The 24036-nt window shown below is 73.9% G+C and carries 24 protein-coding genes; 12 read left to right on the forward strand and 12 right to left on the reverse strand.

Annotated features, from left to right (window positions below):
• The first annotated feature begins 53 nt into the window (after window positions 1–53).
• The 3 genes from AC3EN4_RS26475 (at window position 54) to AC3EN4_RS26485 (ending at window position 2494) form a co-directional block, all read left to right on the forward strand.
• A complete protein-coding gene (locus tag AC3EN4_RS26475) occupies window positions 54–662 on the forward strand; it encodes a hypothetical protein (RefSeq protein ID WP_422739909.1) in 609 nt (202 codons plus the stop codon).
• A 58-nt stretch (window positions 663–720) separates the two neighbouring features.
• Complete coding sequence (locus AC3EN4_RS26480) at window positions 721–1323, forward strand: MBL fold metallo-hydrolase (protein ID WP_435208678.1); 603 nt, start codon at window positions 721–723, stop codon at window positions 1321–1323.
• Window positions 1324–1462: 139 nt separating this feature from the next.
• Complete coding sequence (locus AC3EN4_RS26485; RefSeq protein WP_435208680.1) at window positions 1463–2494, forward strand: extracellular catalytic domain type 2 short-chain-length polyhydroxyalkanoate depolymerase; 1032 nt, start codon at window positions 1463–1465, stop codon at window positions 2492–2494.
• Between the two features lie 12 nt (window positions 2495–2506).
• Here AC3EN4_RS26485 and AC3EN4_RS26490 read toward each other — a convergent pair whose 3' ends face one another.
• From AC3EN4_RS26490 to AC3EN4_RS26520, 7 genes are all read right to left on the reverse strand, one after another.
• Window positions 2507–3940 carry a DUF6297 family protein gene (locus AC3EN4_RS26490; RefSeq protein WP_435208682.1) on the reverse strand — a complete coding sequence of 478 codons (1434 nt, stop codon included), beginning with the start codon at window positions 3938–3940 and terminating at the stop codon, window positions 2507–2509.
• Window positions 3937–4560, reverse strand: a complete 624-nt coding sequence (locus AC3EN4_RS26495) for an ABC transporter ATP-binding protein (RefSeq protein ID WP_422739913.1) — start codon at window positions 4558–4560, stop codon at window positions 3937–3939. The genes AC3EN4_RS26490 and AC3EN4_RS26495 overlap by 4 nt, the downstream gene beginning before the upstream one ends.
• Window positions 4561–4621: 61 nt before the next feature.
• Window positions 4622–7021 carry a tetratricopeptide repeat protein gene (locus AC3EN4_RS26500; protein ID WP_435208684.1) on the reverse strand — a complete coding sequence of 800 codons (2400 nt, stop codon included), beginning with the start codon at window positions 7019–7021 and terminating at the stop codon, window positions 4622–4624.
• Complete coding sequence (locus AC3EN4_RS26505) at window positions 7018–8784, reverse strand: ABC transporter permease (protein WP_435208686.1); 1767 nt, start codon at window positions 8782–8784, stop codon at window positions 7018–7020. The genes AC3EN4_RS26500 and AC3EN4_RS26505 overlap by 4 nt, the downstream gene beginning before the upstream one ends.
• A complete protein-coding gene (locus tag AC3EN4_RS26510; RefSeq protein ID WP_435208688.1) occupies window positions 8781–10055 on the reverse strand; it encodes an extracellular solute-binding protein in 1275 nt (424 codons plus the stop codon). Before AC3EN4_RS26510 ends, AC3EN4_RS26505 begins: the two co-directional genes overlap by 4 nt.
• Window positions 10052–10684 carry an ATP-binding cassette domain-containing protein gene (locus AC3EN4_RS26515; protein WP_435208690.1) on the reverse strand — a complete coding sequence of 211 codons (633 nt, stop codon included), beginning with the start codon at window positions 10682–10684 and terminating at the stop codon, window positions 10052–10054. Before AC3EN4_RS26515 ends, AC3EN4_RS26510 begins: the two co-directional genes overlap by 4 nt.
• A 437-nt stretch (window positions 10685–11121) precedes the next feature.
• Entirely contained in the window at window positions 11122–11247 is a 126-nt protein-coding gene (locus tag AC3EN4_RS26520; protein WP_435208692.1) for a WCX domain-containing protein, read from the reverse strand.
• A 38-nt stretch (window positions 11248–11285) separates the two neighbouring features.
• Between AC3EN4_RS26520 and AC3EN4_RS26525 the strand changes: the two genes are divergently transcribed.
• From AC3EN4_RS26525 to AC3EN4_RS26540, 4 genes are all read left to right on the forward strand, one after another.
• The gene (locus AC3EN4_RS26525; RefSeq protein WP_435208693.1) at window positions 11286–11519 is read left to right on the forward strand and encodes a hypothetical protein; all 234 of its coding nucleotides are present in this window, start codon (window positions 11286–11288) and stop codon (window positions 11517–11519) included.
• Between the two features lie 305 nt (window positions 11520–11824).
• Entirely contained in the window at window positions 11825–11965 is a 141-nt protein-coding gene (locus tag AC3EN4_RS26530; protein ID WP_435208695.1) for a hypothetical protein, read from the forward strand.
• Window positions 11966–12023: 58 nt separating this feature from the next.
• A complete protein-coding gene (locus AC3EN4_RS26535) occupies window positions 12024–13514 on the forward strand; it encodes a flavin-containing monooxygenase (RefSeq protein WP_435208697.1) in 1491 nt (496 codons plus the stop codon).
• A complete protein-coding gene (locus AC3EN4_RS26540; RefSeq protein ID WP_435208699.1) occupies window positions 13501–14373 on the forward strand; it encodes an SDR family NAD(P)-dependent oxidoreductase in 873 nt (290 codons plus the stop codon). The genes AC3EN4_RS26535 and AC3EN4_RS26540 overlap by 14 nt, the downstream gene beginning before the upstream one ends.
• On the opposite strand, the gene AC3EN4_RS26545 is transcribed toward AC3EN4_RS26540, so the two are convergent.
• From AC3EN4_RS26545 to AC3EN4_RS26555, 3 genes are all read right to left on the reverse strand, one after another.
• Window positions 14374–15843, reverse strand: coding sequence for a cryptochrome/photolyase family protein (locus AC3EN4_RS26545; RefSeq protein WP_435208701.1), 1470 nt, complete (start codon window positions 15841–15843; stop codon window positions 14374–14376).
• A 75-nt stretch (window positions 15844–15918) separates the two neighbouring features.
• A complete protein-coding gene (locus AC3EN4_RS26550; RefSeq protein ID WP_435208703.1) occupies window positions 15919–17094 on the reverse strand; it encodes a low temperature requirement protein A in 1176 nt (391 codons plus the stop codon).
• Window positions 17095–17163: 69 nt separating this feature from the next.
• Entirely contained in the window at window positions 17164–17586 is a 423-nt protein-coding gene (locus AC3EN4_RS26555) for a hypothetical protein (protein ID WP_422739925.1), read from the reverse strand.
• Window positions 17587–17769: 183 nt separating this feature from the next.
• On the opposite strand from AC3EN4_RS26555, the gene AC3EN4_RS26560 reads away from it, so the two are divergent.
• A complete protein-coding gene (locus tag AC3EN4_RS26560; RefSeq protein WP_435208705.1) occupies window positions 17770–18855 on the forward strand; it encodes an S-(hydroxymethyl)mycothiol dehydrogenase in 1086 nt (361 codons plus the stop codon).
• Entirely contained in the window at window positions 18855–19484 is a 630-nt protein-coding gene (locus tag AC3EN4_RS26565; protein WP_435208707.1) for an MBL fold metallo-hydrolase, read from the forward strand. The genes AC3EN4_RS26560 and AC3EN4_RS26565 overlap by 1 nt, the downstream gene beginning before the upstream one ends.
• A gap of 12 nt (window positions 19485–19496) precedes the next feature.
• Here the strand turns inward: AC3EN4_RS26565 and tsaA are convergent, their stop codons facing one another.
• Window positions 19497–19910, reverse strand: coding sequence for a tRNA (N6-threonylcarbamoyladenosine(37)-N6)-methyltransferase TrmO (gene tsaA, locus AC3EN4_RS26570; RefSeq protein ID WP_435208709.1), 414 nt, complete (start codon window positions 19908–19910; stop codon window positions 19497–19499).
• 107 nt (window positions 19911–20017) lie between these two features.
• Here tsaA and AC3EN4_RS26575 point away from each other — a divergent pair, with 107 nt between their 5' ends.
• The 3 genes from AC3EN4_RS26575 to AC3EN4_RS26585 all read left to right on the forward strand — a co-directional run bounded on the left by AC3EN4_RS26575 (window position 20018) and on the right by AC3EN4_RS26585 (window position 22503).
• Window positions 20018–20449, forward strand: coding sequence for a VOC family protein (locus AC3EN4_RS26575; RefSeq protein ID WP_435208711.1), 432 nt, complete (start codon window positions 20018–20020; stop codon window positions 20447–20449).
• An 86-nt stretch (window positions 20450–20535) separates the two neighbouring features.
• Window positions 20536–21558, forward strand: coding sequence for a DUF3626 domain-containing protein (locus tag AC3EN4_RS26580; protein ID WP_435208713.1), 1023 nt, complete (start codon window positions 20536–20538; stop codon window positions 21556–21558).
• Window positions 21559–21789: 231 nt separating this feature from the next.
• A complete protein-coding gene (locus AC3EN4_RS26585) occupies window positions 21790–22503 on the forward strand; it encodes a hypothetical protein (RefSeq protein WP_422739932.1) in 714 nt (237 codons plus the stop codon).
• A gap of 53 nt (window positions 22504–22556) precedes the next feature.
• Here the strand turns inward: AC3EN4_RS26585 and AC3EN4_RS26590 are convergent, their stop codons facing one another.
• Window positions 22557–23942 carry a hypothetical protein gene (locus AC3EN4_RS26590; protein ID WP_435208715.1) on the reverse strand — a complete coding sequence of 462 codons (1386 nt, stop codon included), beginning with the start codon at window positions 23940–23942 and terminating at the stop codon, window positions 22557–22559.
• Window positions 23943–24036 lie beyond the last annotated feature (94 nt).

The following is a 24036-nucleotide window of genomic DNA, read 5'->3' on the forward strand; positions in this document are numbered from 1 at the left end:
TACCACTCGTAGGGTGACGGTAGCGGAGTCAGGCGAGCGCGGAAGGTGACGGGGTGGACGACGCGGAACGCGAGAAGGCGCTGTTGAGTGTCCTGAACACCGAGCACTACGCGCTGCAGACGTCCCGGGCCGGCACGATCGACGAGGCCACCGGCCGCGCCACCATCTTCCTGTCCGTCCTCTCGGCGGCCCTGATCGGTCTCGGCTTCGCCGCCGGCAACGACCGGGTGGTCCGGCCCTACCTGGGTGCCGTGCTGCCGATCCTGGTGATCATCGGGTTGCTGACCTTCCTGCGGCTGGTCGAGACCACCGTGGAGAACTCGCTGGACCTACGCAGGATCCAGCGCATCCGCGCCTACTACCACCATCGTCTCGCCAGCGAGCACGACTTCTTCGCCGACGCGGTGGTGTCCGAGGACAGCGCGGAGACGGCCTGGACGCTGGTGGGCACCCGGCCGGGGCGCTGGGAGTTCCTGCTCACCACGGCCGCGCTCGTGGGGGCGGTCAACGCGTCGTTGATCGGTTCGGGGGTCGCTCTGGTGCTCGGCGCGGTCGGGGGCTGGCACTGGCTCATGGTGGCCGCCGGGGTGGTGGTCGCGCTGGCCACGTTCGCGGCCCAGTTCCTGTACATCCTCCGGATGTCGGCGGGACGTCGGATGTGACGGACCGCGTCCCGCCACCGGTCGTGGCCGGGGCGGCGCCGCGAGGTAGCGTCACCTGATGATCATCACCCGGTTCACGCACTCCTGCGTCCGCGTCGAGCACGACGGCGCGGTGCTGGTGATCGACCCCGGCACCTGGAGCGAACCGCAGGCGCTGGTCGGCGCGGACGCCGTCCTGGTCACCCACGAGCACACCGACCACGTCGACGTGCTGCGGTTGGCCGGGCTCGGCGTGCCGGTGTACGCGCCCGAGGGCGCCCGGCTGCCCGACCTCGCCCCGCTGCCGGTCACCCGGGTACGCCCGGGCCAGCGCTTCACCGCCGCCGGCATCACGGTCAGCGCCCACGGTGGCCGGCACGCCGTGATCCACGAGGGCCAGCCCGACTGTGCCAATCTCGGCTACCTGATCGGGGACGGGCTCTACCACCCGGGCGACTCGGTGCACGTGCCGGACGAGCCGGTGCGCACCCTGCTCGTGCCGGCCCACGGGTCGTGGCTCCGCCTCGACGAGGCGATCCGGTTCGCCCGCGCGGTGGACGCCGAGGCCGCGTACCCCATTCACGACGCGCAGCTGAACGACCGTGGCCTGGCCAGTGTCGCCGGCTGGTTCGCCGAGACCATCCCCGGCTACCGCCACCTCGTGCCGGGCGACACCGCCTGAGCGACGCCGCGGTCGTAGGTGGCCGGGGCACACACCGACATCGACAAACGTGTCAGTCGGGCTCATGTCGGGTGTGGCCCGCGTCACGGTAGCTTCGGCGCGCGTCGACGCCCCGCCGGCGCTGCCGAGGAGAGCGTCGATGACCACACCGCGCAGAGCCGCCACCGCCCTGACCGCCGTCCTGCTGCTGATCCTGACCGTCGCGGCCCCCGCCCAGGCCGCCAACCCGTCCACCAGGCCACCGGTCTCCGGGTCGCTGGGCACCTACAACGTCTCCGGGGTGTACGTCGCCGGGGTCTCCTCCGGTGGCTACATGGCCACCCAACTGCACGTCGCCTACTCGTCCCGGATCCGGGGCGCGGCCGTCTTCGCCGCCGGCCCCTACTACTGCTCCCAGAACACCGTCGCCCAGGCCCTCTACGGCTGCGGCGACAACATCTACCCGACGAACGTGCCGGCGCTGGAGACGTACACCCGCACCTGGGCGTCGTACGGCTGGATCGACCCGGTCGGCAACCTCTCCGGTGATCCGGTGTACGTGTTCCACGGCGCCAACGACACCGCCGTCAAGAAGTCCGTCACCGACGACCTGGTCCGCTACTACCAGCGCTTCGGTGCCAGCGTGCAGTACGACAGCGGCTCCGCCGCCGGTCACGCGTGGGTCACCCCGTACGGCACGGTGGGGTGCACGGCGACCGCGTCGCCCTACCTGAACGACTGCGGCACCGACCCGCAGAACGCGCTGCTGCGCAAGCTGCTCGGCGGGGTCAACGCGCCGAACACGTCAGCGCTCGGCGGCACGCTGATCCGCTTCGACCAGAACACGTACGCGGTCAACGGGTGGGCCAACGGGCTGAGCATGGACGCCAACGGCTACGCGTACGTCCCGTCGGCGTGCGCGGCCGGCCAGTCGTGCCGGCTGCTGGTCGCCCTGCACGGCTGCGCCCAGGGGGCCGGGTCGGTGGGCACGGCCTTCGTCGACCGGGCCAACCTCAACCAGTACGCCGACACCAACAACCTGATCGTGCTCTACCCCCAGGCGGGCACCGCGCTGAGCAACCCGAACGGCTGTTGGGACTGGTGGGGCTACCTCGGCGCGACGAACTTCCCGATCAAGGGCGGCGCGCAGCTCGAAACCATCATGAACATGGTCCGCCGGCTGGACGGTTGACGGCGGTGGACCTCAGCCCAGGAACAGTTGGACCAGGACGACCACCGCGAGCAGCGCCGGCCCCCGGGCACCCTGCCGCAGCAGGTCGACCGGGACCATCCCGAACGGCGTGTTGACCGTCGCGCCGCCGTAGTCGAGCGGCGGGCGGGTGCCGGCCCGGAAGGCGGCGGCCACCACCCCGAGCGCCAGCGTCGGCGCGAGCCAGGCCGGTCCGGCGTCGACACCGGGCAGGCTCGGCAGGGTCAGCAGCCACCACAGGCCCGCGCCGAGCGCCGGCACCACCACGTGTACGCCGCGCAGCAGGGCGTCGCTGCCGCCGAGCGTGCGGCGCAGCCCGGCCGACCTGCTGACCGCGCGCAGCCCACCGGTGAGCCGGCTGACTGCCAGGTAGGCGAACACCACCTGCGCGACCCCGGCCAGACCGGGCAGGGCGAGCGCGGCCGCGTACTGGACGCCGACGAGCCCCGCCCAGATCAGCACGGCGCTGGGGTGGCGGCGCAGCCGTCGCACGTCCGCCTGGAGCAGCGCCCACCAGCCCGGACCGGCCCGGAACCGGCTGCTGCGGACCCGACCGACGCGCCGCCAACGACGGCTCTCCACCAGGCCGGCCAGCAGGCTCGGGTCGAGCAGGACGGTGGCCGTGGCGGCGGCGTTGGCGAACTGCGCGCCGGTGGTCAGGGTCGCCCGGTCCACCCGGGGCAGCGCCCGTACCGCCAGCACCGTGGCGACGAGGGCGAGCGGCACGGCGACGGCGACCAGCGCGATCGTCGGCGTCGCCGACGGTCGGGGCAGTCCCTCGCCGAGGCGACCGGTGAGCACCACGACGGCGGTGATCGCGGCCGCGGCCACCATCGGCACGGCGCCGGCCAGCGTCGGCCACCGCCGTCCGGCCCGGCTGCTCTGGGCGACGACGCTGAGCGCGAGTGCGGCAACGCCCCATCCCGCGCCGGCGGCGGCCGCCCAGCCCAGGGCCGCCGCATCGGTGACGCCGCCGAGGGCCGCCACGGCCACGCCGAGCGCGGCCGTGCCCACGGCGGCGCCGGTCAGCAGGACCGCGAGGCGCGGCGCCAACCAGGCCCGCCGGTCGATCGGCGCGCTGGTCACCCAGCTCTGCGTGGCCGGGGTGACCAGCAGGGGCCCGAAGGCGCGCAGGCCGCGCCAGACCAGCCCGCCGCCGGCGAGCAGCGCGGCGAGGGCCAGCCACCACCGCACGCCCGGCTCGGCCCGCCCGACGCTGGGGGAGTCCAGCAGGTTGCGGCTGGCGCTGATCGCGAACCAGCCGTACATGCCCACGAACAGCACCACGACGTACGCGCTGCCCAGCACGTCGCCCAGGGAGTGGTCGTGGTGCCGGCGACGGGCGCGGCGCAGGTGGGTACGGACCTGCCGGGCGGTGGGTAGTCCCGCGGGTGCCTCCTCGGCGATCGTGGCCGGGACGGCGGTCACCGGCCGATCTCGATCCGCTCGTCGACGACCGCGTCGATCAGCTCCGGGTCGTGCGAGGCCATCAGCACGGTGGTGCCGGCGTCGCGTTCGCGCCGCAGCCGGTCGGCGAGCCACTGCCGTCCGGCGACGTCGAGGCGCTGCTCCGGCTCGTCGAGGATCAGCACCCGGCGTGGCCGGACGAAGCAGGACGCCAGCGCGAGCCGGCGGCGCTGCCCGCTGGACAGCGTGACCGGAAGCTGATCACGGGCCGGTTCCAGGCCCAGCTCGGTGAGCACCTCCTCGACCGGCTCGGCGCTGCCCCCGTGCGCGTACGCGACCAGCTCCAGGTGCTCGACCACGGACAGGTCGGGGAAGAAGTCGATGTCGTCCAGGGCGGCGGCCACCAGCGAACGCACCTGCGGGTCGGTCTCGTCGGCCCGGTACCCGTGCACCCGCACCTCGCCCGCGTCCGGCCGGTCGGCGCCCACCACGCAGCGCAGCAGGGTGGTCTTGCCGCTGCCGTTGGGGCCCAGCACCACCGCGATCCGGCCCGGCGGCAGCGTGAAGGTCACGTCGTCGAGCACCACCAGGTTGCCGAAATTGCGGCTGAGTCCCCGCACCGAGAGAGCGTCCACGGTCACACACTCTCCCAGACCCGCGCCAGCGACCACGGTCCGCGATCGACATCACGCCCGCCGTCGGTCAGGGGGTGGCCGGCGGCGCGTCGATGTCGTGTACCAGGCGTTCGTCGGCGGCGGTCAGCGCCCGGTCGTCGCCGACCTCCTCGGCCACCGTCGCCGCGTCCGCCCACAGCCGCCGCGCGTCGGCCCGGTCGCCCAGCGCCGCGGCGGCGTCGCCCAGGTAGAGCAGGGTACGCCCCAAACCCGCCGTGGGCCGGACGTCCTCGCGCAGCCGTCGGCTCTCGGCCAGCAGCTCGTACGCCGTCCGCGCCTGCCCCGGCGCGCTGGTCAGCAGCGTCGCGCCGGCGTTGAGCAGCGCGGCGGCCCGGCTGGTCGGGTCGTTGACCGACTCGTACTCGCGCAGGGCGGCCCGCCACGCCTGCGCCGCGTCCAGGTGCTCGCCGAGGCTGGCGTGCACCAGCACCAGGTTCGTCAGCGCGGCGGCGTAACCGCGCGCGTCACCCACCGACCGGAACGTGTTCGCCGCCCGCACCAGATGGTGGTGCGCGGCGTCCAGCTCGCCCCGCGCCAACTGCGCCGCGCCGAGGCCCAGCTGGGTGAGGGCGTGCCCGGCCCGGTCCGCCGACGACCGGTGCCGGCGGGACAGCTCCAGGTGCTCCACCGCGTCGTCGAGCTGCCCCAGGTCGAGCAGGGCCAGACCGAGGTTCATCCGGGCCTGGGCGGTGCCCCGCCGGCCGCGTTCGGCCACCGCGAGGGTGAGCGCCGCCGCCGCGCCCTGCGGGTCGTGCCGACGTCGGCGCAGCACGCCCAGCTCGTTGTGCGCCCAGCCGGCGATCTCCGGCCGGTCGTCGGCCGTCGGGGTGGCCAGCACCGTGCGGCACACCTGCTCCCACTCGTCCAGCCGTTCGACGTGCGCGAGCCACCCGCACAGCGCCACGGCCAACCGGAACCACCACCGGCGTACCCGTCGGGGCAGCGTCTCGGCTGCCCCGGCGGGCACCCGTACGACCGCGAGCAGCAGCTCCTGGTGCAGGTCGAACCAGCCGTACGGGTCGTCGTCCAGCGGCAGCGACCACTCCCGGTCCGGCGGGGAGCCCAGCACGGCCAGGTTGGCGGCGTGCCGTTCCGCCCGCCGGGCCAGCTGCCGGGTGAGCCGGGCCTGTGCGGCGACCCGGGAACGGGCCGGATCGGCGTCGCGCAGGTGCAGCCGGGCGTTCGCGGCGAGCAGCGGACGGACCTCGTACCGGTCGCCGGGGGCGCCGACGACGAACGCGGCGGCGGCCAACTGGTCCAGCAGCCCGGTGATCCGCTCCGGGTGCCGGCGGGCCAGCGCGGCGATGGTCGGCCGGTCCACCGGGGCGGGTGCCAGGGACATCAGCCGGTACAGCCGGCGGGCCTCGCGGGTCAACGCCCGGTACGCGGTGTCCCGCTCGGTGACGAGTTGGGCGGCCGGCGAGACGGCGACCCGCTGGTGCGGCGGGGTGCGCACCGCCCGGCGCAGCGCGTCCAGCACGTCGGCGTGCCGCCAGCCGTGCTGGGCGGTGCGGTAGCCGAGCGCGCGGACGGTGCGCGGCTGCCGGCCGCACAGGTCGACGATCTCGCGCACCGCGGGGTCGGTACGCGGGTCGGCGCGGCGGACCCGGGCGGCCGGGGCGGCGCCGCCGGCGGCGGCGAACAGCTCGACCGCCTCGTCCGGGCCGGGCTCGGCGATCCAGTGCTCCACCACGCCGTTCAACCCGCTGAGCGCGGGACCGCCGGCCAGCAGCAGCCGACAGGTGCGCGCGGTCGGCGGCAGCAGCGCGCGGACCTGCTCCGGCCGGTCGACGTTGTCCAGCACCAGCAGGATCTTGCGCCCGTCGACCTTGCGGCGGATCGCGGCGGCCGCGGCCGCGAGGGCGTCCGGCCGACCGGACGCCGGCGGCGCGGTGCCCAGCACCCCCGCCAGCGCGGTGAGCACCTGTCGGGGCGACCGGGGTCGACCGCCCCGGCGCAGGTCGAAGTGGTACTGCCCGTCCGGGAAGTCCGCCCGGCACAGGTTCGCCGCCTGGATGGCGCAGGCGGACGTGCCCACCGCTCGCCGGCCCAGCACCGCCACGGCGTGCTCGCGCGCGAGCAGGTCGAGCACCGCCCGGACGTGCTCGGCGCGGCCGGTGAACCCCGCCGTGTACGGCAGTGTCGGCACGTCCTCGACCGGCGCGCTGACCACCTCGGTGGGCTCCGGGCCGGTTCCTTGCCGGGCCCGGCGCTGATGCGCGTACACCGCGAAACCGATGGCGCCGACGAACCCGATCACGATGCTCGCCGGGCCGAGCAGTTCGGCGGCCGGACCGAGCGCGCTGCTCACCAGCTCGGAGAGCAGGTTGATGCCCACGTTTCCGAGCACCCCGCCGAGCAGCGACACCACGGCGGCGAGCAGCGGCCACCTGGGCCCGCGGCCGGACGTGCCGGTGGGGCGGGTCACCGTACGCCCCCGGAGACCAGCCCGGCGACCAGTTGCCGCCGGGCGAGCACCATGAGCGCCACCGGCAGCACCGAGGCGAGCACCGACCCGGCGGCCAGCACCCCGCTGTTGGACACGAAGCCACGGCTCTGCCCGGCCAGGAACAGCCCGAGCGGAGTGGCCTCCGGGCCGCTGAACAGCAGGCCCACCGCCAGGTCGTTCCAGACCTGGACGAATTCCAGCACGGATACGGCGACCACGGCGGGCAGGTTGTGCCGGGCCAGCCGGCGCAGCGTGCCCCACCAGCGTCGACCGCCCAGCCGGGCCCCCCGCACCTGCTCGGCCGGCAGGTCGGCGAAGGCGTTGCGCAGCACCAGCACCGCGAACGGCACCCCGAGCGCCACGTGCACCAGGGCCAACCCCCGCGCGGTGCCGGACGAGAGCACCAGGCCGAGCACCTCGTTGACCGGCCCGGCGATCACCTGCACCGGAACGACGGTGGCCGCCATCAGCAGCAGACCGGTCGCCTGCGCGGCCGGCCCGGTCAGCCACGCCAGCGGGTACGCGGCCAGCAGCGCCACGACGAGGACCGTGGCGGTGACGACGCTGGCCAGCAGCAGGGTGAAGCCCAGCGCCCGCCACAGCTCGCCGCCGCCGAGCAGGGCGGCGTAGGAGCCCGTGCCGGGCGGGGTCGACCACCAGCCCTGCGCGGCGGCGTCGACCTGCCCGTGCGCCGAGGTCGCCAGCAACACCACGAGCGGGAAGAGCCAGGCCACCGCGGCGGCGGCGGCGAGCACCCGGAACAGCCGGCGCGGCGGCGTCACCGGAGTCGCGTCGGGCACCGGCTCGACGCGCGGCGGGGGCCACGCCTGACGGACGAAGAACGCCGCCACCAGCATGCCGGCGGCCACCGCCGCCAGCCAGATGACGCCGAGCGCGGCGCCCTGCCCGGTGGTGGTGCCGCCCGAGGTCTGCCAGACCCGCAGGGCGAGCACCGCCGCGTCGTCGCGGACCGACCCGGGCGTCATCACCAGGATCAGGTCGAAGGTACGGCTCGTGCCGAGCGCCACCAGGGCGAAGACCACCGCGACGGTACGCAGCAACAGCGGCCGCCACTGCGCGTCCCACAGGACGTGTCGCCGGCCACCGCCGTAGGCGCGTACCGCGTCGGCCAGGCTCGGCGGTACGCGGTCCAGCGCGGCCCGGAAGACCAGCACCGCCAGCCCCACCCACGCCCAGACGAACGCCGACATCAACGCCACCGTCACCAGGCCCGGCCCGAGCAGTTGCGGGGCGTCCTCGGTGGAGCGACCGGTCACCCGCGCCGCGAGCAGGGTCACCAGACCCCGGGTCGGGTCGGGGTCGTACATCAGCCGGAAGGTCACCCCGGTGACGACCAGCGGCAACGCCACCGGCACCAGCAGGATCAGGCGGACCAGGCCACCCTCCTGGGAGCGGCGCGACACGACGGCGAACAGGTAGCCCAGCGCCGTCACCACGGCCGGCACCAGCAGCGCCCACAACACCGTACGGCCGACCACCGCGCCGGTGTGCGGCGCGTCGAGGGCGGCCCGGAAGTGCTGCGCGCCGACCCAGCGGCCGTCGGTGGTGACGCTGGCGTGCAGCGTACGCAGCACCGGCCACAGCACCAGCGCGCCGAGCAGCAGCGCGGCCGGCAGCAGCAGCGCGGACGTCGCACCGGCCGCCGGGTAGGCCCGGCCCCGGCGGGGCGGGCCCACGTCGTCGAGCACCGCCAGCTCGCCGAGCACCCGGGTCTCGCTCACCGGTCACCGCCCGCCTCGCGGGCCGCCGTGGCGAGCTGCCCGGTGGCGTCGTCGATCGCCCGGCGGGCCGGCACGCCGCCGGTGACGTCGGCGAAGAAGTCCTGCATGATGCGCCAGATGCCGACCCCGTCGGAGCCGGTGAACGCCCCGGGCAACTGGTCGGAGAGGTCGAAGTGCAGGGTGTCCGGCCCGCGCATCTCGCGGGCCAGTTGCCGGCGCACCGGGTCGGTGTACTCGCCCAGCGCGATGGTGGTGTTCGGTGACAGGTAGCCGCCGGCCCGCAACCAGGGGCCGAACGAGTCGGCCAGGGTCAACCACTCGATGAGTTCCAGCCCGCCCCGGTCGTGGTCGAACGCCACCGCGACGTCGCCGCCGACGATCAACGCGCCGCTGCCCGCCCCGGCGCTCGGGAAGCGGAAGGTGACCGGCTCCTCGGTGCCGCTGCGGAACCGGCCCACCACCTCGGCGGTGAAATCGGCCTCGAAGACCATCACCGCCCGGCGTGAGCGCACCACCTGGATCACCGACTCCTCGTACTGGGTGAGCAGGGCACGTCGGCCGCCGCCGGGGAACGCGCCGTCGATGCTCCACAGCTCGGCGAGCCGGTCGAGGGTGTCGCGCACCGCTCGGCTTTCCCAGTCGCCCTCGCCTGCGGCGAGCGCGTCGTAGGCGGTGGGCGCGAGGTCGGCCAGCACGTTCTCGAACCAGTCGGTGAGTACCCAACCGTCCGCCGCGCCGATGGCCAGCGGCGCGGGGCCGCCGTGGCGGGCGAGCGCGCCGAGGCGGCGGGTCAGCGAGACCAGTTCGTCCCAGCTCTTCGGCGGCTCGGGCAGCATCGAGGGCAGATGCCAGACCAGCGACTTGTGCGCCGCCTTGACCCAGAGACCGTAGCGCTGCCCCTTGGCCATCAGCAGGTCGCCGAGGCCGATCGGCACGGCGTACTCGGTCGACGGGCGCACCGGGCGCAGCCAGCCCCGCGCGGCGTACTCGGTGACCAGGCCGGGACGCGACAGGATCGCCACGTCCGGCGAGGTGCCGGCCAGGTGCCGGGCGCGCAGGAACGCGTCGATGTCGTTGCCGGCGCTGACCACCCGCACCGGTGCGGGGTACGCGGCCACGACCTCGCGGAAGCGGTCCAGCTCGCTGCCGCTCCAGACCACGGCCACCTGTACCGGGCGGGCGCGGGGGGCGCACCCGGCCACGGTCGCCGCCGCGCCGGCCGCTGTGACGCGCAGCAGCGTGCGGCGGGTGAGGCCGCCGGCCGGAGTCACCGTGGCACCTCGTCGGACTCGGTGACCAGGTCATGCCGCGTCGGGATCTCGGCCAGGGTGGACGGGTCGGCGGTGCAGACGAGCGTGGCGATCCCGGGCGCGTTCCGTGGGGCGAGTCGGGGCAGCAGGTCGCCGAGGCGGCTGCCGCCGGCCGGCTCGACGGGCAGGTCGACGACGAGCACCTCGGGCAGGCAGACGGCCGCCCGGGCCAGCGCCACCCGGAACCGCTGCGCGTCGGAGAGCACGTGCGGTAGCAGGTCGAGCGTCGGCGCCAACTCCAGCCGCTCCACCACCCTGGTCGTCCAGTCCTCGGCCATCTCGTGCACCCGTTCGCGTTTGCGCTGGCCGTACTCGATGTTGCGGCGCACGGTGAGCTGCGGCAGCAGCGCGCCGCCTGCCGGTACGTAACCGATCTGCCGGCGCGGCGGCGGCAGGGCCGTGACGTCCCGCTCACCCACCATGATCCGACCGGTGACCGGGGCGGCCAGGCCGGCCAGCACCCGGGCCACGGCCGTGCCGACGCGGGGCGGCGCGACCAGGGCGGCCGTCTCGCCGGCCGGGACCTCGAGGGTGACCGGCCCGGTGCCGGGGACGGCGACCAGCGCGCGTAGTCGTAACGTTGCCCTCACCTCCGGTGACCGCGGATGCCCGTCCCAGGGTGGCACACGTGGCCGACAGTCGATGTCCCACAGATCTTCCACTGTGGAAGCGGTGCCGCCTGGGCCGTGTCTTCAAAGGTTCACAACCACTGGAGTGGCGCGGCGATGGTGACGGTGGCCTGGAACGAGGCCGCGATCAGCGCGGTCGGGCCGCGGCGCTGAGCGGCGGCGGTAATGCTGATGAGGGTGATGCCTGTGAGTCATCTAGATGACTCACAGGCATCACACTCATCAGGGTGTTGTCGCCGCCGGTCGCATGGCGTGGCGGTCGCGAAGACGCACGGTGTGCCTGAAGCGGGTGCAGTCGTTGACGTTGCCGCCCGAGAGCACGAACGCCAGAGAGTCCGACTCAGTCCATCGAGGCACGTGCTATATCCCGCCCCACCAAGATCCTTTGAAGACACCGCCTAGCGGGGGACGTAGAGGGCAGCCAGGCCGGCGGCCGTGGCGGCCAGCAGTTTGCGAAGCGCGACCGGGCGCAGCACCTCCACGTCGGCGCCGAGGCGCAGCAGGTCGCCGTGGGCGTGGGTCAACGACTCGATCGGCAGCCACGATCAGGATCTTCGACCCGGTGGGCGAGCAGTGGTCGATCTACTGGATGAACAGCGGTCGCGGCGAGTTGGAGCAGCCGCCGATGGTCGGTCGCTTCGTCGACGGGGTGGGCCGCTTCTACGCCGACGACCAGCACGAGGGGCGTCCGGTCCGGTGCCGGTTCATCTGGTCGGGGATCACCGCGACGACGGCCGCTGGGAGCAGGCGTATTCAGTCGACGGCGAACGCACCTGGGAGACGAACTGGATCATGACGTTCACGCGAGCGTCCACCGACTAGCCTGCGGGCCATGCGCAGATGGCGGCGGATGGATCCGTGGGGTGCGACGCAGGCGTTCGCCGGACTCATGGCGCTGGCCGGGTCGGCGATGGCTGTCGCCGTGGTGATCAGTGCCGGACGCGCGCTGGCGCAGGGTCGCATGGTCGCGTCGGCCGCCCTCGGCCTGGCCGTCGCGCTGCTGTTCCTCGGGTTGTGCCTGACCTTCGTCCTGCGGATGTACCTGGCCGGGATCTACGTCAACGCGCACGACGTACGACGAGCGGGGCGTTCGAGTCGGCGGTGCAGCGGCGTTCCCGGGAGATGGGCTGGCGCAAGAACAACGGCCCGGTCCTCTCCCGGGACGACTTCGACGGGATGCTCGCCCGACTCGACGCCGAGTGGGCCGCCCACCGCTACGGCCCGCAGGTGGTCCAGTACTAGTTAACGGCCGTTCGGTCGCGGTGTTAGGGTCCGACCACCGCCCCGGATGGAGGAAGCGATGCCTTCCGACCACGTCGACGTGCTCATCGTCGGTGCCGGCCTGTCCGGCATCGGCGCGGCCTGCCACCTGCGCCGCGACTGCCCCGACAAGTCGTACGCGGTGCTGGAGGCGCGGGACGCCGTCGGCGGCACCTGGGACCTGTTCCGCTACCCGGGCCTCCGGTCCGACTCGGACATGTTCACCCTCGGCTACTCGTTCCGGCCGTGGACCGACGCGCGGTCCATCGCCGACGGCGCGAGCATCCTCGAGTACGTGCGCGAGACCGCCCGGGAGTACGACGTGCAGCGGCACATCCGCTTCTCGCACCGGGTGACGCGCGCCGAGTGGGACAGCGCCACCGCCCGTTGGACGGTGCACGCCGAGCGCTCCGACACCGCCGAGACGGTGGTGCTGACCTGTTCGTTCCTGTTCGCCTGCACCGGCTACTACCGGTACGACGAGGGCTACACGCCCGTCCTGCCGGGCGTCGACGCGTACGCCGGGCGGTTGGTGCACCCGCAGCACTGGCCGGACGATCTCGACCACGCCGGCAGGCGGGTGGTGGTGATCGGCAGTGGGGCGACCGCCGTGACGCTGGTGCCGGCCCTGGCGGAGCGGGCCGCGCACGTGACGATGCTGCAACGCTCACCGACGTACGTCATCGCCCTGGCCTCGCGCGACCGGCTGGCCGACGCGCTGCGGCGTCGGCTGCCGGCGGGCGTCGCGTATCCGGTGGTGCGGTGGAAGAACGTGCTCATGTCCACGGCCACCTTCCAGCTCAGCCGGCGCGCGCCGGGGCTGGTGCGACGGCTGCTGCGCCGGGCCGCGACGCGCCTGCTGCCGGTGGGGTACGACGTCGACCGGCACTTCTCGCCGCGCTACGACCCGTGGGACCAGCGGCTGTGCGTGGTGCCCGACGGGGACCTGTTCACCGCGGTGTCGCAGGGGCGGGCGTCGGTGGTGACCGACACCATCGACACGTTCACCGCCGACGGCATCCGGTTGGCCTCCGGCGACGAGGTACGCGCCGACATCGTGGTCACCGCGACCGGGCTCAACTTGCTCGCCCTCGGCGGCCTGACGCTGCGCGTCGACGGGGTCGACGTCGACCTGTCGGACACCGTCGCCTACAAGGGCATGATGCTCTCCGGGGTGCCGAACTTCGCGCTGACGATCGGCTACACCAACGCGTCGTGGACGCTCAAGGCCGACCTGGTCGCCGGCTACGTCTGCCGGCTGCTGCGCCACCTGGACCGTACCGGCCAGCAGGTCGTGACCCCGCTGCCCCCGCCCGGTGCCGAGCGGGCCCCGCTGATCGACCTGCGGTCCTCGTACGTGCTGCGGGGTGTCGACGCCCTGCCCCGGCAGGGCGCGCGGACGCCGTGGCGGCTGCACCAGAACTACGTCCGTGACGTGCTGCTGATGCGGCACGGCCGGCTCGCCGACGAGGGTGTGCGGTTCTCCCGCCGCGCCCGCGAGGGAAGGAGCACCGATCGTGCGGAGGTTTGAGTTCGCCGGTGGGACGGCCGTGGTGACCGGCGCGGCCAGCGGCATCGGCGCGGCGCTCGCGCACGGGCTGGCCGACCGGGGCGCTGACCTGGTGCTCCTGGACCGGGACGCCGAGCGGCTGGACGCGGTCGTCGCCGCGATCGGGGCCGCGCACCCGGACCGACGGGTGCACACGTACCGGGTGGACCTCGCCGACGCGACGGCCACCGCCCGGGTGGCGGCCGAGATCGGCAAGCGTCATCCGCGCGTACGGCTGCTGGTGAACAACGCCGGGGTCGGCCTCGGCGGCCGGTTCGACCAGGTGACGTTCGACGAGTTCAGCTGGGTCATCGAGATCAACTTCCGGGCGGTGGCGCAGCTGACGCACGCGCTGCTGCCGGCGCTCAAGGCCGAGCCGGGCGCGCACCTGGTCAACGTCTCCAGCCTGTTCGGGCTGATCGCGCCGGCCGGGCAGGTCGCGTACGCGGCGAGCAAGTTCGCCGTCCGGGGTCTCACCGAGGCGCTGCGGCACGAGCTGGTCGACGACGGCATCGGCGTGACGTCGGTGCACCCGGGCGGGATCCGGACCCGGATCACCGAGAACGCCCGCGTCGGCAGCGGCGTGTCGATCGAGGAGTACACCGCCGGCCGGGCGCAGTTCGAGAAGCTGCTCACCATCGCCCCGGAGCGGGCGGCCGAGGTGATCCTGCGGGCTGTCGAGCGGCGTCGGGGCCGGGTCCTCATCGGCTGGTCGGCGAAGGTGCCCGACCTGCTGGCCCGGATCATGCCGGCGTCGTACCACCGGGTGCTGGTGGTCGGCCTGAACCGGGGCGTGGCGCGGCCCGCGCCGGCCCCGCCGCCGGTCGCCGACCCCACCTGATCAGGGCGGGCTGCCGCCGCGCTTCTCCTCCTGGGCCAGCACCGCCTCGCGGTGCGCGGGCTCGTCGCGGCGGGCCAGCTCGGCGGCGAGTCGCGGGTCGGCCACCAACCGCTCCCGGTTGCGGTGCAGGAAGCTCTCGAAACCTCCGGTGTACGGGCAGGCCAGCTCGCCGAGCGCCCGCTCCGGCGCGTACCGGCAGCCGGCGCAGTAGTCGCTGATCTCGTCGATGTCGGTGCCGTCCACCGCGTACGGGCGGGTATCCACCCGGGCCAGGTCGGCGTACTGGCTCATGCCGAGCACGGTCGCGTTCATCACCCAGTCGGTACCGTCGACGAAGCAGCGCTGGAACCAGTCCGCCACCTCGGCGGGACGCCAGCCGCGCTGCAACGCGTAGTTGCCCAGCACCAGCAGCCGGGGGCTGTGGTGCGTCCACGCCCGGTCGCGGACGGCGGCCAGCACGTCGGCCAGGCAGCGCGCCTCCACCGCGTCGGCGTCCAGGTCGGCGAACCACTGCGGTATCGGCTCGGTCGCGGCCAGCCAGTTCGCGCCCCGGAACTGCGGCTCGTGATACCAGTACAACTGCCAGAGGAACTCCCGCCAGCCGAGCAGCCCGCGGATGAACGGCTCCACCGCCGTGCGGGGCGCCGCGCCGGACCGCCACGCCTGCTCGGCGGCGCGCACCGCCGGCTCGGGGTGCAGCAGCCCCAGGTTGAACGACGACGAGAGCGTCGAGTGCGCGAACAGCGGGTCGTCGGCGCTCATCACGTCGGCGTAGCGGCCGAAGCCGGGCAGCCGGTACGCGAGGAAGTGCGCCAGCCGGGCCTGCGCCTCGTCGTGTGTGGCCGGGTACCGCCGGGGGCCGTCCCGACCGACGAAGCGCACCCCGTCGGCCGCCCACCCGTCGAGGTCGCGGCGGACCTGCGCGTCGATGTCGTCCTCGACGATGGGCGGGGGCGGCGGCGGGCTGGCGGGTACGGCGGTGGCCTCACCACGCGGGCGGCGCGGCGTCGGGGCGGTGGCGGGGAGCCGGGCCGGCCCGGTCAGCACGTCGTGCCGGCGGCGGACCTGCCGGTAGTAGTCGGCCATCCGGAGCGGGCCGCGGCGGGTGCGGTCCGCCCAGGCCGCGAAGTCGGACTGGCTGGTGATGAAGCCACGCGGCGGCAGCACGGTGAGGCCGGGCACCGAGCGGACGAACCCGAGGGCGGCGCGGGAGTGCGGGTGGCACACCTCCACCGGCTCGGCGACCTGGGCCAGGGCCTCGCGGAACGTGTCGGTGCGCAGCAGCAGCGCCCGGTCGCCCAGCTCGGCGGCGCGGTGGCGCAGGGCGGAGAGGATCAGGTGCGCCTTCTGCCGGTGCATCGGGCGACGGCGGAACAGTTCCCGGATCTCCACCAGGAGGACCGGTTGATCGGGGTCGTCGAGGAAATGTGGCCCGAGTTGGTCGGCCAGCAACCACCGGCGGCGTAACATCCCGCAATTCTGCCCATTTCCCGGCCGTCCCGCGCGCCGGCAGGCCGGGTGATCGATGTCTGATCCAGATCGATGTCAGGTCGCGGGGTTCGTTGCGGCCCCGGCGTCCCGTTTCCGCAGCACCACCGTCACCGCCACGAGGGCGACCAGCAGCAGCGCGAGCACCGTCACCGGCGCCGGACCGAGCGGCACGAGCAGCGCCACCCCGGCGACGACGGGGTAGGCGACCACCACCGCGCCGTGCTGCTGGCGGCGGACGTGCAGCACCCAGACGGTCAGCAGGAAGACGGCGATCGGCACGGCCACCGCGTACGCGGCCGTCGTCGCCGAGACGTGCGCGAGGTGCCGCTCGTGGTCCGCCACCACGGGCAGGCCGGCCCCGACCGCGGCGATCGCCGCGAAGATGAAGTAGTGGCCGTAGCCCCAGATGAGGGAGTACGGCAACCGGTCCGGCGCCTCGACCGGGCGGTCGAAGTAGAGCCACCAGAGCGCGTACACGATGACCGCGCCGGCCGCCGCGAGCGCCCAGAGGCCGTGCTCGCCCGCGTCCAGCCCGGTCTGGATCGCCACCGAGATCGCCAGCACCGCCTCGCCGAGCACGATCAGCGTGAACAGCCCGTACCGCTCGCCGATGTGCCCGGGATGCCACGGGGTCATGCCGGGCCGCTCGGCCACCGCCGGGACCAGCAGGTCGGCGAGCGCCAGCAGCACGAACGCCGCCATGCCCCAGCCGTCGGGCAGCACCAGCCGCAGCAGCCAGCCGAGCTGCACGACCGTCACGCCGACGGCGTACCGGCGGGCCGCGGCGCGGTGCGCCGGGTCACCGGCCGCGGCCCGGCTCCACTGCACGACGGCGGCCAGCCGCATGACCACGTACCCGTACGTGATGACGGTGAAGTCGCCCTCGGCGAAGGCGCGCGGCACCCCGGCCGCCAGGATCAACGCCCCGGTGATCTGCACCAGCGTGGTGATCCGGTAGACGTCGTCGTCGGTGTCGTACGCCGAGGCGAACCAGGTGAAGTTCATCCACGACCACCAGATCGCGAAGAACACCATCAGGTAGCTGCGCAGCGCGTGGCCGAGGTGCCCCTCGCCGACGTCGTGGTGCAGCGCGGACGCGGCCTGCGCCACGGCCACCACGAAACACAGGTCGAAGAAGAGTTCCAGCGGGGTGGCCGCGCGGTGCGGCTCGTCGCGGCGGCGGGGCCGCATGGGCCGGTAGAACGGCCGCACCGAACGACTGTGGGTCACCGCAGCTCCTCAGGCCGACCGTCGGGGTCGGGCCCACGATAACGGTCGCCGACGGCGCGGTACGGCCAGTCAACCGTGCCGGCGGCGACCGTGGGTCAACCCCTCCAGCACCAGCGTCAGGCCAGCGCCGACCAGCCAGACGTCCTTGGCCAGCCCGGCGCCCTGCTGGGTCGGCCGGATGCTGCCCGGCCGGCGCATTCCCGGCGTCTTCAGGTAGAGCTGCACCAGGCCCGCGCCGAACGCGGTCACGCCGAGCCCCACCAGCGGCGCCGGCACGAACGGCGCGAGCAGCGCCGCCCCGAGGGCGATCTCCGAGTACGACAGCAGCTTGGCGAACCGCGGTGGGTCCAGTTGACCGAGCTGCGGCAGCGCGGCCACCGCCATCCCGTGCATGGCCTGGGCGGCCTCACCCTCCAGGTTGCGTTTGCCGAGGCCCGAGTCGAGGAAGTACGCGCCGATGCTGGCCCGCAACGGCAGGTGCGCGAGTTTCATGATCACTCCCGATGGCCGTGGTCCGAATCGTGGCCCGCGTACCCCGCGTGACAGGCGATAACCCGCCACCCGGCCGACTGGGCCGGCCGTGGTGATCGCGGTAGGTTCGCCCGGGGGCCCACCGCCGAGCCCGCTTCACCGCCCGGTCCCGGGTCCCGCCACCGACCACCACCAGGAGGCGCAGTGAGCCAGGAAGTCCGGGGAGTCATCTCCCGCAGCAAGGGCGCACCGGTCGAGGTCACCACCATCGTGGTGCCCGACCCCGGTCCCGGTGAGGCGATCGTCCGGATCCAGTCCTGCGGCGTCTGCCACACCGACCTGCACTACCGCGAGGGCGGCATCAACGACGACTACCCGTTCCTGCTCGGCCACGAGGCGGCGGGGATCGTCGAGCAGGTGGGCGAGGGCGTCACCGACGTGGCCCCGGGCGACTTCGTGGTGCTCAACTGGCGGGCGGTCTGCGGCGACTGCCGGGCCTGCCGTCGGGGGCGGCCCTGGTACTGCTTCAACACCCACAACGCGAAGCAGCGGATGACCCTCACCGACGGCACGGAACTCACCCCGGCGCTGGGCATCGGCGCGTTCGCCGAGAAGACGCTGGTGCACGCCGGGCAGTGCACGAAGGTGGACCCGGCGGCGCGGCCGGCCGCGGTGGGCCTGCTCGGCTGCGGTGTGATGGCCGGCCTGGGCGCGGCGATGAACACCGGCAACGTGACCCGCGGCGACTCGGTCGCGGTGATCGGCTGCGGTGGTGTCGGGGACGCGGCGGTGGCCGGAGCGGTCCTCGCCGGCGCGACGACGATCGTCGCCGTGGACACCGACAGCCGCAAGCTGGACTGGGCCAGGAAGTTCGGCGCGACGCACACCGTGAACGCGTCCGACACCGACCCGGTCGAGGCGATCCGCGCGGCCACCGGCGGCTTCGGCGCGGACGTGGTGATCGACGCGGTGGGCCGGCCGGAGACCTGGCAGCAGGCGTTCTACGCCCGCGACCTGGCCGGTACGGTCGTGCTGGTCGGCGTGCCGACCCCGCAGATGCGGATCGAACTGCCCCTGCTGGACGTCTTCGGTCGCGGCGGCGCGCTCAAGTCCAGCTGGTACGGCGACTGCCTGCCCAGCCGGGACTTCCCGATGCTCACCGAGCTGTACCTGCAGGGCCGTCTCGACCTGGACGCCTTCGTCACCGAGGAGATCGCCCTCGACCAGGTCGAGAACGCGTTCGCGCGGATGCACCACGGCGACGTGCTGCGTTCGGTGGTGGTGTTCTGATGACCGTCCGGGTCGACCACGCGGTCACCGCCGGCACGTTCTCGCTCGACGGGCAGACCTTCGACGTGGACAACAACGTGTGGGTGGTCGGCGACGACGACGAGTGCGTCATCCTCGACGCCCCGCACGACGTGGCCGCGATCCTCGCGCTGGTGGGCGGCCGCCGGGTGCGGGCCATCCTCGCCACCCACGCCCACGACGACCACGTACGGGTGGCGCCCGAGCTGGCCGAGGCGACCGGCGCGCCGATCCTGCTGCACGGCGACGACCGGGTGCTCTGGGACCTGGTCCACCCCCAGCTGCCGCCGCACGGCGAGCTGCGCGACGGGCAGGACGTCGAGGTGGCCGGCACCGCCCTGCGGGTGCTGCACACCCCCGGGCACAGTCCCGGCGCGTGCAGCTTCCACGCCCCGGACCTGGGTGTGGTGTTCACCGGCGACACCCTGTTCCAGGGTGGGCCGGGCGCGACCGGGCGGTCGTACAGCGACTTCGACACCATCGTCGCGTCGATCCGTACCCGGCTGTTGACCCTGCCACCGGACACGGTCGTGCACACCGGGCACGGCGACGACACCACCATCGGCGCCGAAGCGCCGCACCTGCCGGAGTGGCTGGCCCGGGGACACTGATCCCGCCCGGGCTCAGCGTTCGTCGACCGGGCCCAGCACCGGTTTGACGTCCAGCACCGGGGTGCCGTCGAGGGCTTCCAGGTCGGCGACCTCGACGCGCAGCCCGTCGACCGTCAGCACCCGTACCCGGTGCAGTCCGATCGGGTTGGGCCGGTTCGGGGAGCGGGTGCTGAACACCCCCGTCAGCGGGCGGCTCTCGTCCCGGCGGGGATGCACCGTCAGGACGTCCCGGCGGGCCCGGTCCAACCAGGTCAGCACCAGCAGTTCCGCGCCGACGTGCAGGTCACGCAGCGCGGGCTCGAGCTGTGGCTCGAACACCAGCCAGGCCGGTGGCGCGCCCTCGTCGCCCTGTCGCGGGGCGCTGGCCGCGTCGGTCAGCGGCGAGGCGACCCGGCCGACCGGGCGCAGCAGGAATGTGTCGACCATGCTCGCTCCTCTCGGGACAGTGTCGGCGCCAGCCTAGAGCGCGGGTCGGCGTCCTCGGCCCGGATCGAGGACGCCGACACGCGTCGGCGGGCGCTACGATCCGGCGCATGGTCGCCGAGCACCCCGTACCCGTCGTCCGTCAGCTCCGCCTCGTCGTGGAGGCAGCCGACCACGAGGCCGCCGTGGCGTTCTTCCGGGACGCCCTCGGCCTGCCCGTGGAGGGCGACTTCACCAGCGACGGCGGCGCGCGGGTGGTCATCCTGGACGCCGGCCGGGCCACGCTGGAGATCGCCAACCCGGCGCAGAAGCGGCTCATCGACGAGGTCGAGGTGGGTCGTCAGGTCGCTCCGCGCATCCGGGTGGCCTTCGAGGTGGACGACGCCGCCGCGACCACGACCCGGCTGGTCGCCGCCGGTGCGAGCGAGGTCGCACCGCCGACGCTGACGCCGTGGCAGTCGCTCAACGCGCGCCTCGACGCCCCCGCCGACCTGCACATCACCGTCTTCGAGGAGTTGGAGACGAAGCCGGAAACGCCGTGACGACGACGTCCGCGCGCGGTGGGCCGCCCGCCGGCACTCTTACACCGGCGCAGGCGGCTGCTCTCGGGTACGTGCGGTCGTCGGCGGTGACCGCGCGTCCCGCCGCGCTCGCCGCGATCGCCGGACACCTCGCCGCCGCAGGTGTCGACGACTCCGCGCACCGACTGCTCGCCGCCGTCCGGCGCGCGCGGATCACCGTCAACTTCCACCCGGATCGACTGTGCGCCGACGGGCGCGCCGTCGCATCCGCCCTGTACGAGGACGGGGTGTACCGCAGCCAGTTCGTCACGGGGATCTCGGCCGGCGGGCTCACCGCGTACCCCGGCGGCGACCGTGACCGTTGGGAACGGCGGATGTTCGGCGGCGCGTACCAACAGACCGGGGTGCTGCCGGCGGACCGCCCGATCTACGGCGGCTTGAACCTGCTCGACCACGCCGACGGCGCGTGCCCGCGCTTCGGCTCCTGCCACCTGCGGCTGCGCCCGGCGGTGCTGGCGCGGGCGACCTTCTGCGTCGGCGACAGTTATCTCGGCCCCGACGTGTTGGGGACGATCGACGCCTTCGAGGTGGTCCTCGCCGGGCTCCTGGCCGCCGTCGCCCGCACCGGCGTGTGCCTGGGCCGCGCCGAGACGGACGTCGCCTCCCTGACGCGGACGCTCCTGGACGCGTCGCCGCCGCCCGGGACGGTCGGCCGTGCGCTCGACGACTACGTGGAGACCCAGGTCCACGGCACCCTCGACCTGGCGTCCGACGTCCAGGAGTTGGTGGTGGACCCGTCCTTCGCCGGCACTTCGACCGGCGCGACGCTGGAATCCGTCGCGCGGCGGTACGGTTTTCCGCTGCGCTGGCACCCCGGCTTCGCGCTGCCCGTCGACGAGGTCGACGCCGAGTTCCGGGGTCCGGCGATCCCGGTGCTGGCGGCACGCCTGCACCGCGAGTTCGGCCAACCGGACGCTCCGGTGGACGCGGCGTTGATCGGTCGGGGCGCCGTGTCGGTGGTGACCGAGCCGCAGCGGTGGGCGGATCGGGGGCCGATCGCCGACACCCTCCAGCACCTCAAGCAGCTCTGGCACGTCGTCGTGCGGTTCGGCACGGCCCATCCGGGCTGACCCGTTCGCGTCGTTCGTCCGGTTTCGCCCACCCGTGGCGCGGTCGACGCCGCTGTCCGAATTCCCGGGAGTGACCGGGACCCCAGCTCCGGGTGAAGCTGGCATATCCGGAATGACCGACTCGTCAACCCGGTTGTGTCCCCCGTACCGCCGGAGCCCAAACCCCTTTTCCGCGGTCACTCCCGAGGGGCGTTCACCCCGGAACGCTCCGCACGATCGAAAGGAACCATCGTGAAGTCCGACTTCACTCGATGGCTCCCCGCCATCGCGAAGGACTCGTACCGCAAGACCGCGCTGAGCGTGGTGGGTGTGGCCGCCCTCGGCGGTCTGGCGCTCGCGCCGACCGCGACCGCCGCCCCGGTCACCTCCGGGCCGCACCAGGGCGCCGTCGCCGCCATCGACCTCGCCACCGGCAAGGCCGCCACCGCTGCCCAGCACCAGGAGCAGCCCGTTGAATCCGGGCTGACCACCGGCTCCGCCACCGGCAAGCCGCCGGCCGGCAAGCCGAGCCGCGACGAGCTGATCCCGCACGGCATCGAGGGCGCGCAGTCGCGCATCCCGCTCGACAAGGCGCAGCTCGACAACGCGCGGGCGATCGTCGACGCGGCCAAGAAGACCGGCGTCGGCGACCGTGGCGCGGTGATCGGTGTCGCCACCTCGTTGCAGGAGTCGAAGCTCTACAACCTCGGCCACCTCGGCGCGTACAACGACCACGACTCGCAGGGCCTGTTCCAGCAGCGTCCGTCGTCCGGTTGGGGTTCGCCCGAGCAGATCACCGACCCGGAGTACGCCGCCACGGCGTTCTTCGACGCGCTCAAGAACGTCGGCGGCTGGCAGGACCTGCCGCTGACCACCGCCGCGCAGACCGTCCAGGTCTCCGCCTTCCCGTACGCGTACGCGCAGTGGGAGGAGCAGGCGGCGGACATCGTCCAGCAGCTCTGGTAAACCACCTCGACGACGGCCGGCTCCCACCACGGGAGCCGGCCGTCGTCGTCTCCTCAGCAGGGGGCGTAGAGGCGGCGGGTGCCGACCCCGGCGGCGTACGCCTCCCGGTCGCTGAACCGGCAGCCGTAGTCGGGCCGTGCCACCACCGCCGGATCGGTCACGGTGTCGCCGGCCGGGCGCTTGCCGGTGCGTACCCAGGACACCAGGTCGTCCCAGGCGGCCCCGGCCTCGGCCGGGCTGAACTCGCAGTGCTGCGTGGTCCGGATGGCCCGCTGCACCACCAGCCGGCTGCGACCGTGCCGTGCCACGTCGTCGGCGTACGCCTGCTCCATGCTGAACGGCACGAACAGGTCACCGAGGCCGTGCAGGCTGACCACCGGCGCACTGGGACGGCCGGCGATGCGCGGCACCTCGGTCAGCGTCGGCAGGAGCCGCTGCACGACGTTCTCCGGCGCGACCCGCTGCACGGTGGAGTTCAGGTCCACGGGACTGTTCGGGCGGTAGCGGGTGAGCAGGTTGGTGGAGAGCTGTCCGGGCCGCTGGGCGGGGGATTCGCCACCATCGGTGACGGTGATCGAGAAGAGGAAGTCCTTCCACACCGCGAACGCCGCCTCCGCGCCGGGACGCGGCCCGCCCGAGCGGTTCACCGTCACCGCCCGCAACTGTTTGCCGCGCTCGTTCGTCGTGTCCGGGCCGGTCGGCGTGAGCCCGGCCAGGCCCAGCGCCGCCTGGATGCGCGGCACCGCGTTGCTCAGGTAGTCGGCCGGCGTGGGATAGGCCGGCACCCCGGCCAGCGCCTGGGCGACCAGGTTGTAGTCCAGGAAGAAGTCGAGCAGCGTCTGGTCACCGAGCACCCCGCACATGGGCAGCGCGCCGTCGTAGTAGCCGGGATACTGCTCCAGCGAGCGGCCGATGACGTACCCGCCCATCGACACCCCGGCGAGGTACGTGCGGTGCGGCCGGCGGACCGTCCGGGCGAAGTGGTCCGCGAGGTCCTTCGTGCCCAGCACCCCGGAGCGGATGTCGAACCCGTTCCGGTCGTACGACGACGACGCCCAGGCGTACCCCTGGGTCAGCATCCGCTGGCGCAGTTCGAAGGCCGGCGGCTCCGGCGAGAGCACCGTGCCCTGACCTCGGTAGCCGTGCGCCCACAGCACCAGGTCGCCGTTCCACCGGGCGGGAACCTCGATGATGTACGCGGCGTGTCGGTGCACGCCCTGTCGTACCGTCGTCGGTCTGCCCGCCACCGTCAGCGGTGTGAGGGGCGGGTTCTGGAAGGTGTAACCGGGCAGCGGCTGGTCGCCGCCGGTGGCGCCTGCCGCTGCGGTGCCCGCCGCTGCGGCGAGGCTGGGTGCGGGGCCGATCAGCCCGACGGCCAGGGTCAGTGTCGCGGTGGCGGCGACCAGGCGGCGCAGGGTGCGAACGGGTACGGACAGCATCGATGCTCCCCATCGGACGGATGTCGCCTGCGGGGCGACCAGGCGGGACGGTTGCCTACCGGCCGGTAGCGCCCTGAACCTAGGACCGCCGTCG

Source organism: Micromonospora sp. bgisy143, from assembly GCF_057708145.1.

Bases quoted from the DNA above. Each gene is read 5' to 3' on its own strand.
- AC3EN4_RS26565 (WP_435208707.1), top strand. From the start codon at position 18,855: ATGACCGTCCGGGTCGACCACGCGGTCACCGCCGGCACGTTCTCGCTC.
- AC3EN4_RS26575 (WP_435208711.1), top strand. From the start codon at position 20,018: ATGGTCGCCGAGCACCCCGTACCCGTCGTCCGTCAGCTCCGCCTCGTC.
- AC3EN4_RS26535 (WP_435208697.1), top strand. From the start codon at position 12,024: ATGCCTTCCGACCACGTCGACGTGCTCATCGTCGGTGCCGGCCTGTCC.
- tsaA (WP_435208709.1), bottom strand. From the start codon at position 19,910: ATGGTCGACACATTCCTGCTGCGCCCGGTCGGCCGGGTCGCCTCGCCG.
- AC3EN4_RS26480 (WP_435208678.1), top strand. From the start codon at position 721: ATGATCATCACCCGGTTCACGCACTCCTGCGTCCGCGTCGAGCACGAC.
- AC3EN4_RS26590 (WP_435208715.1), bottom strand. From the start codon at position 23,942: ATGCTGTCCGTACCCGTTCGCACCCTGCGCCGCCTGGTCGCCGCCACC.
- AC3EN4_RS26545 (WP_435208701.1), bottom strand. From the start codon at position 15,843: ATGTTACGCCGCCGGTGGTTGCTGGCCGACCAACTCGGGCCACATTTC.
- AC3EN4_RS26485 (WP_435208680.1), top strand. From the start codon at position 1,463: ATGACCACACCGCGCAGAGCCGCCACCGCCCTGACCGCCGTCCTGCTG.
- AC3EN4_RS26555 (WP_422739925.1), bottom strand. From the start codon at position 17,586: ATGAAACTCGCGCACCTGCCGTTGCGGGCCAGCATCGGCGCGTACTTC.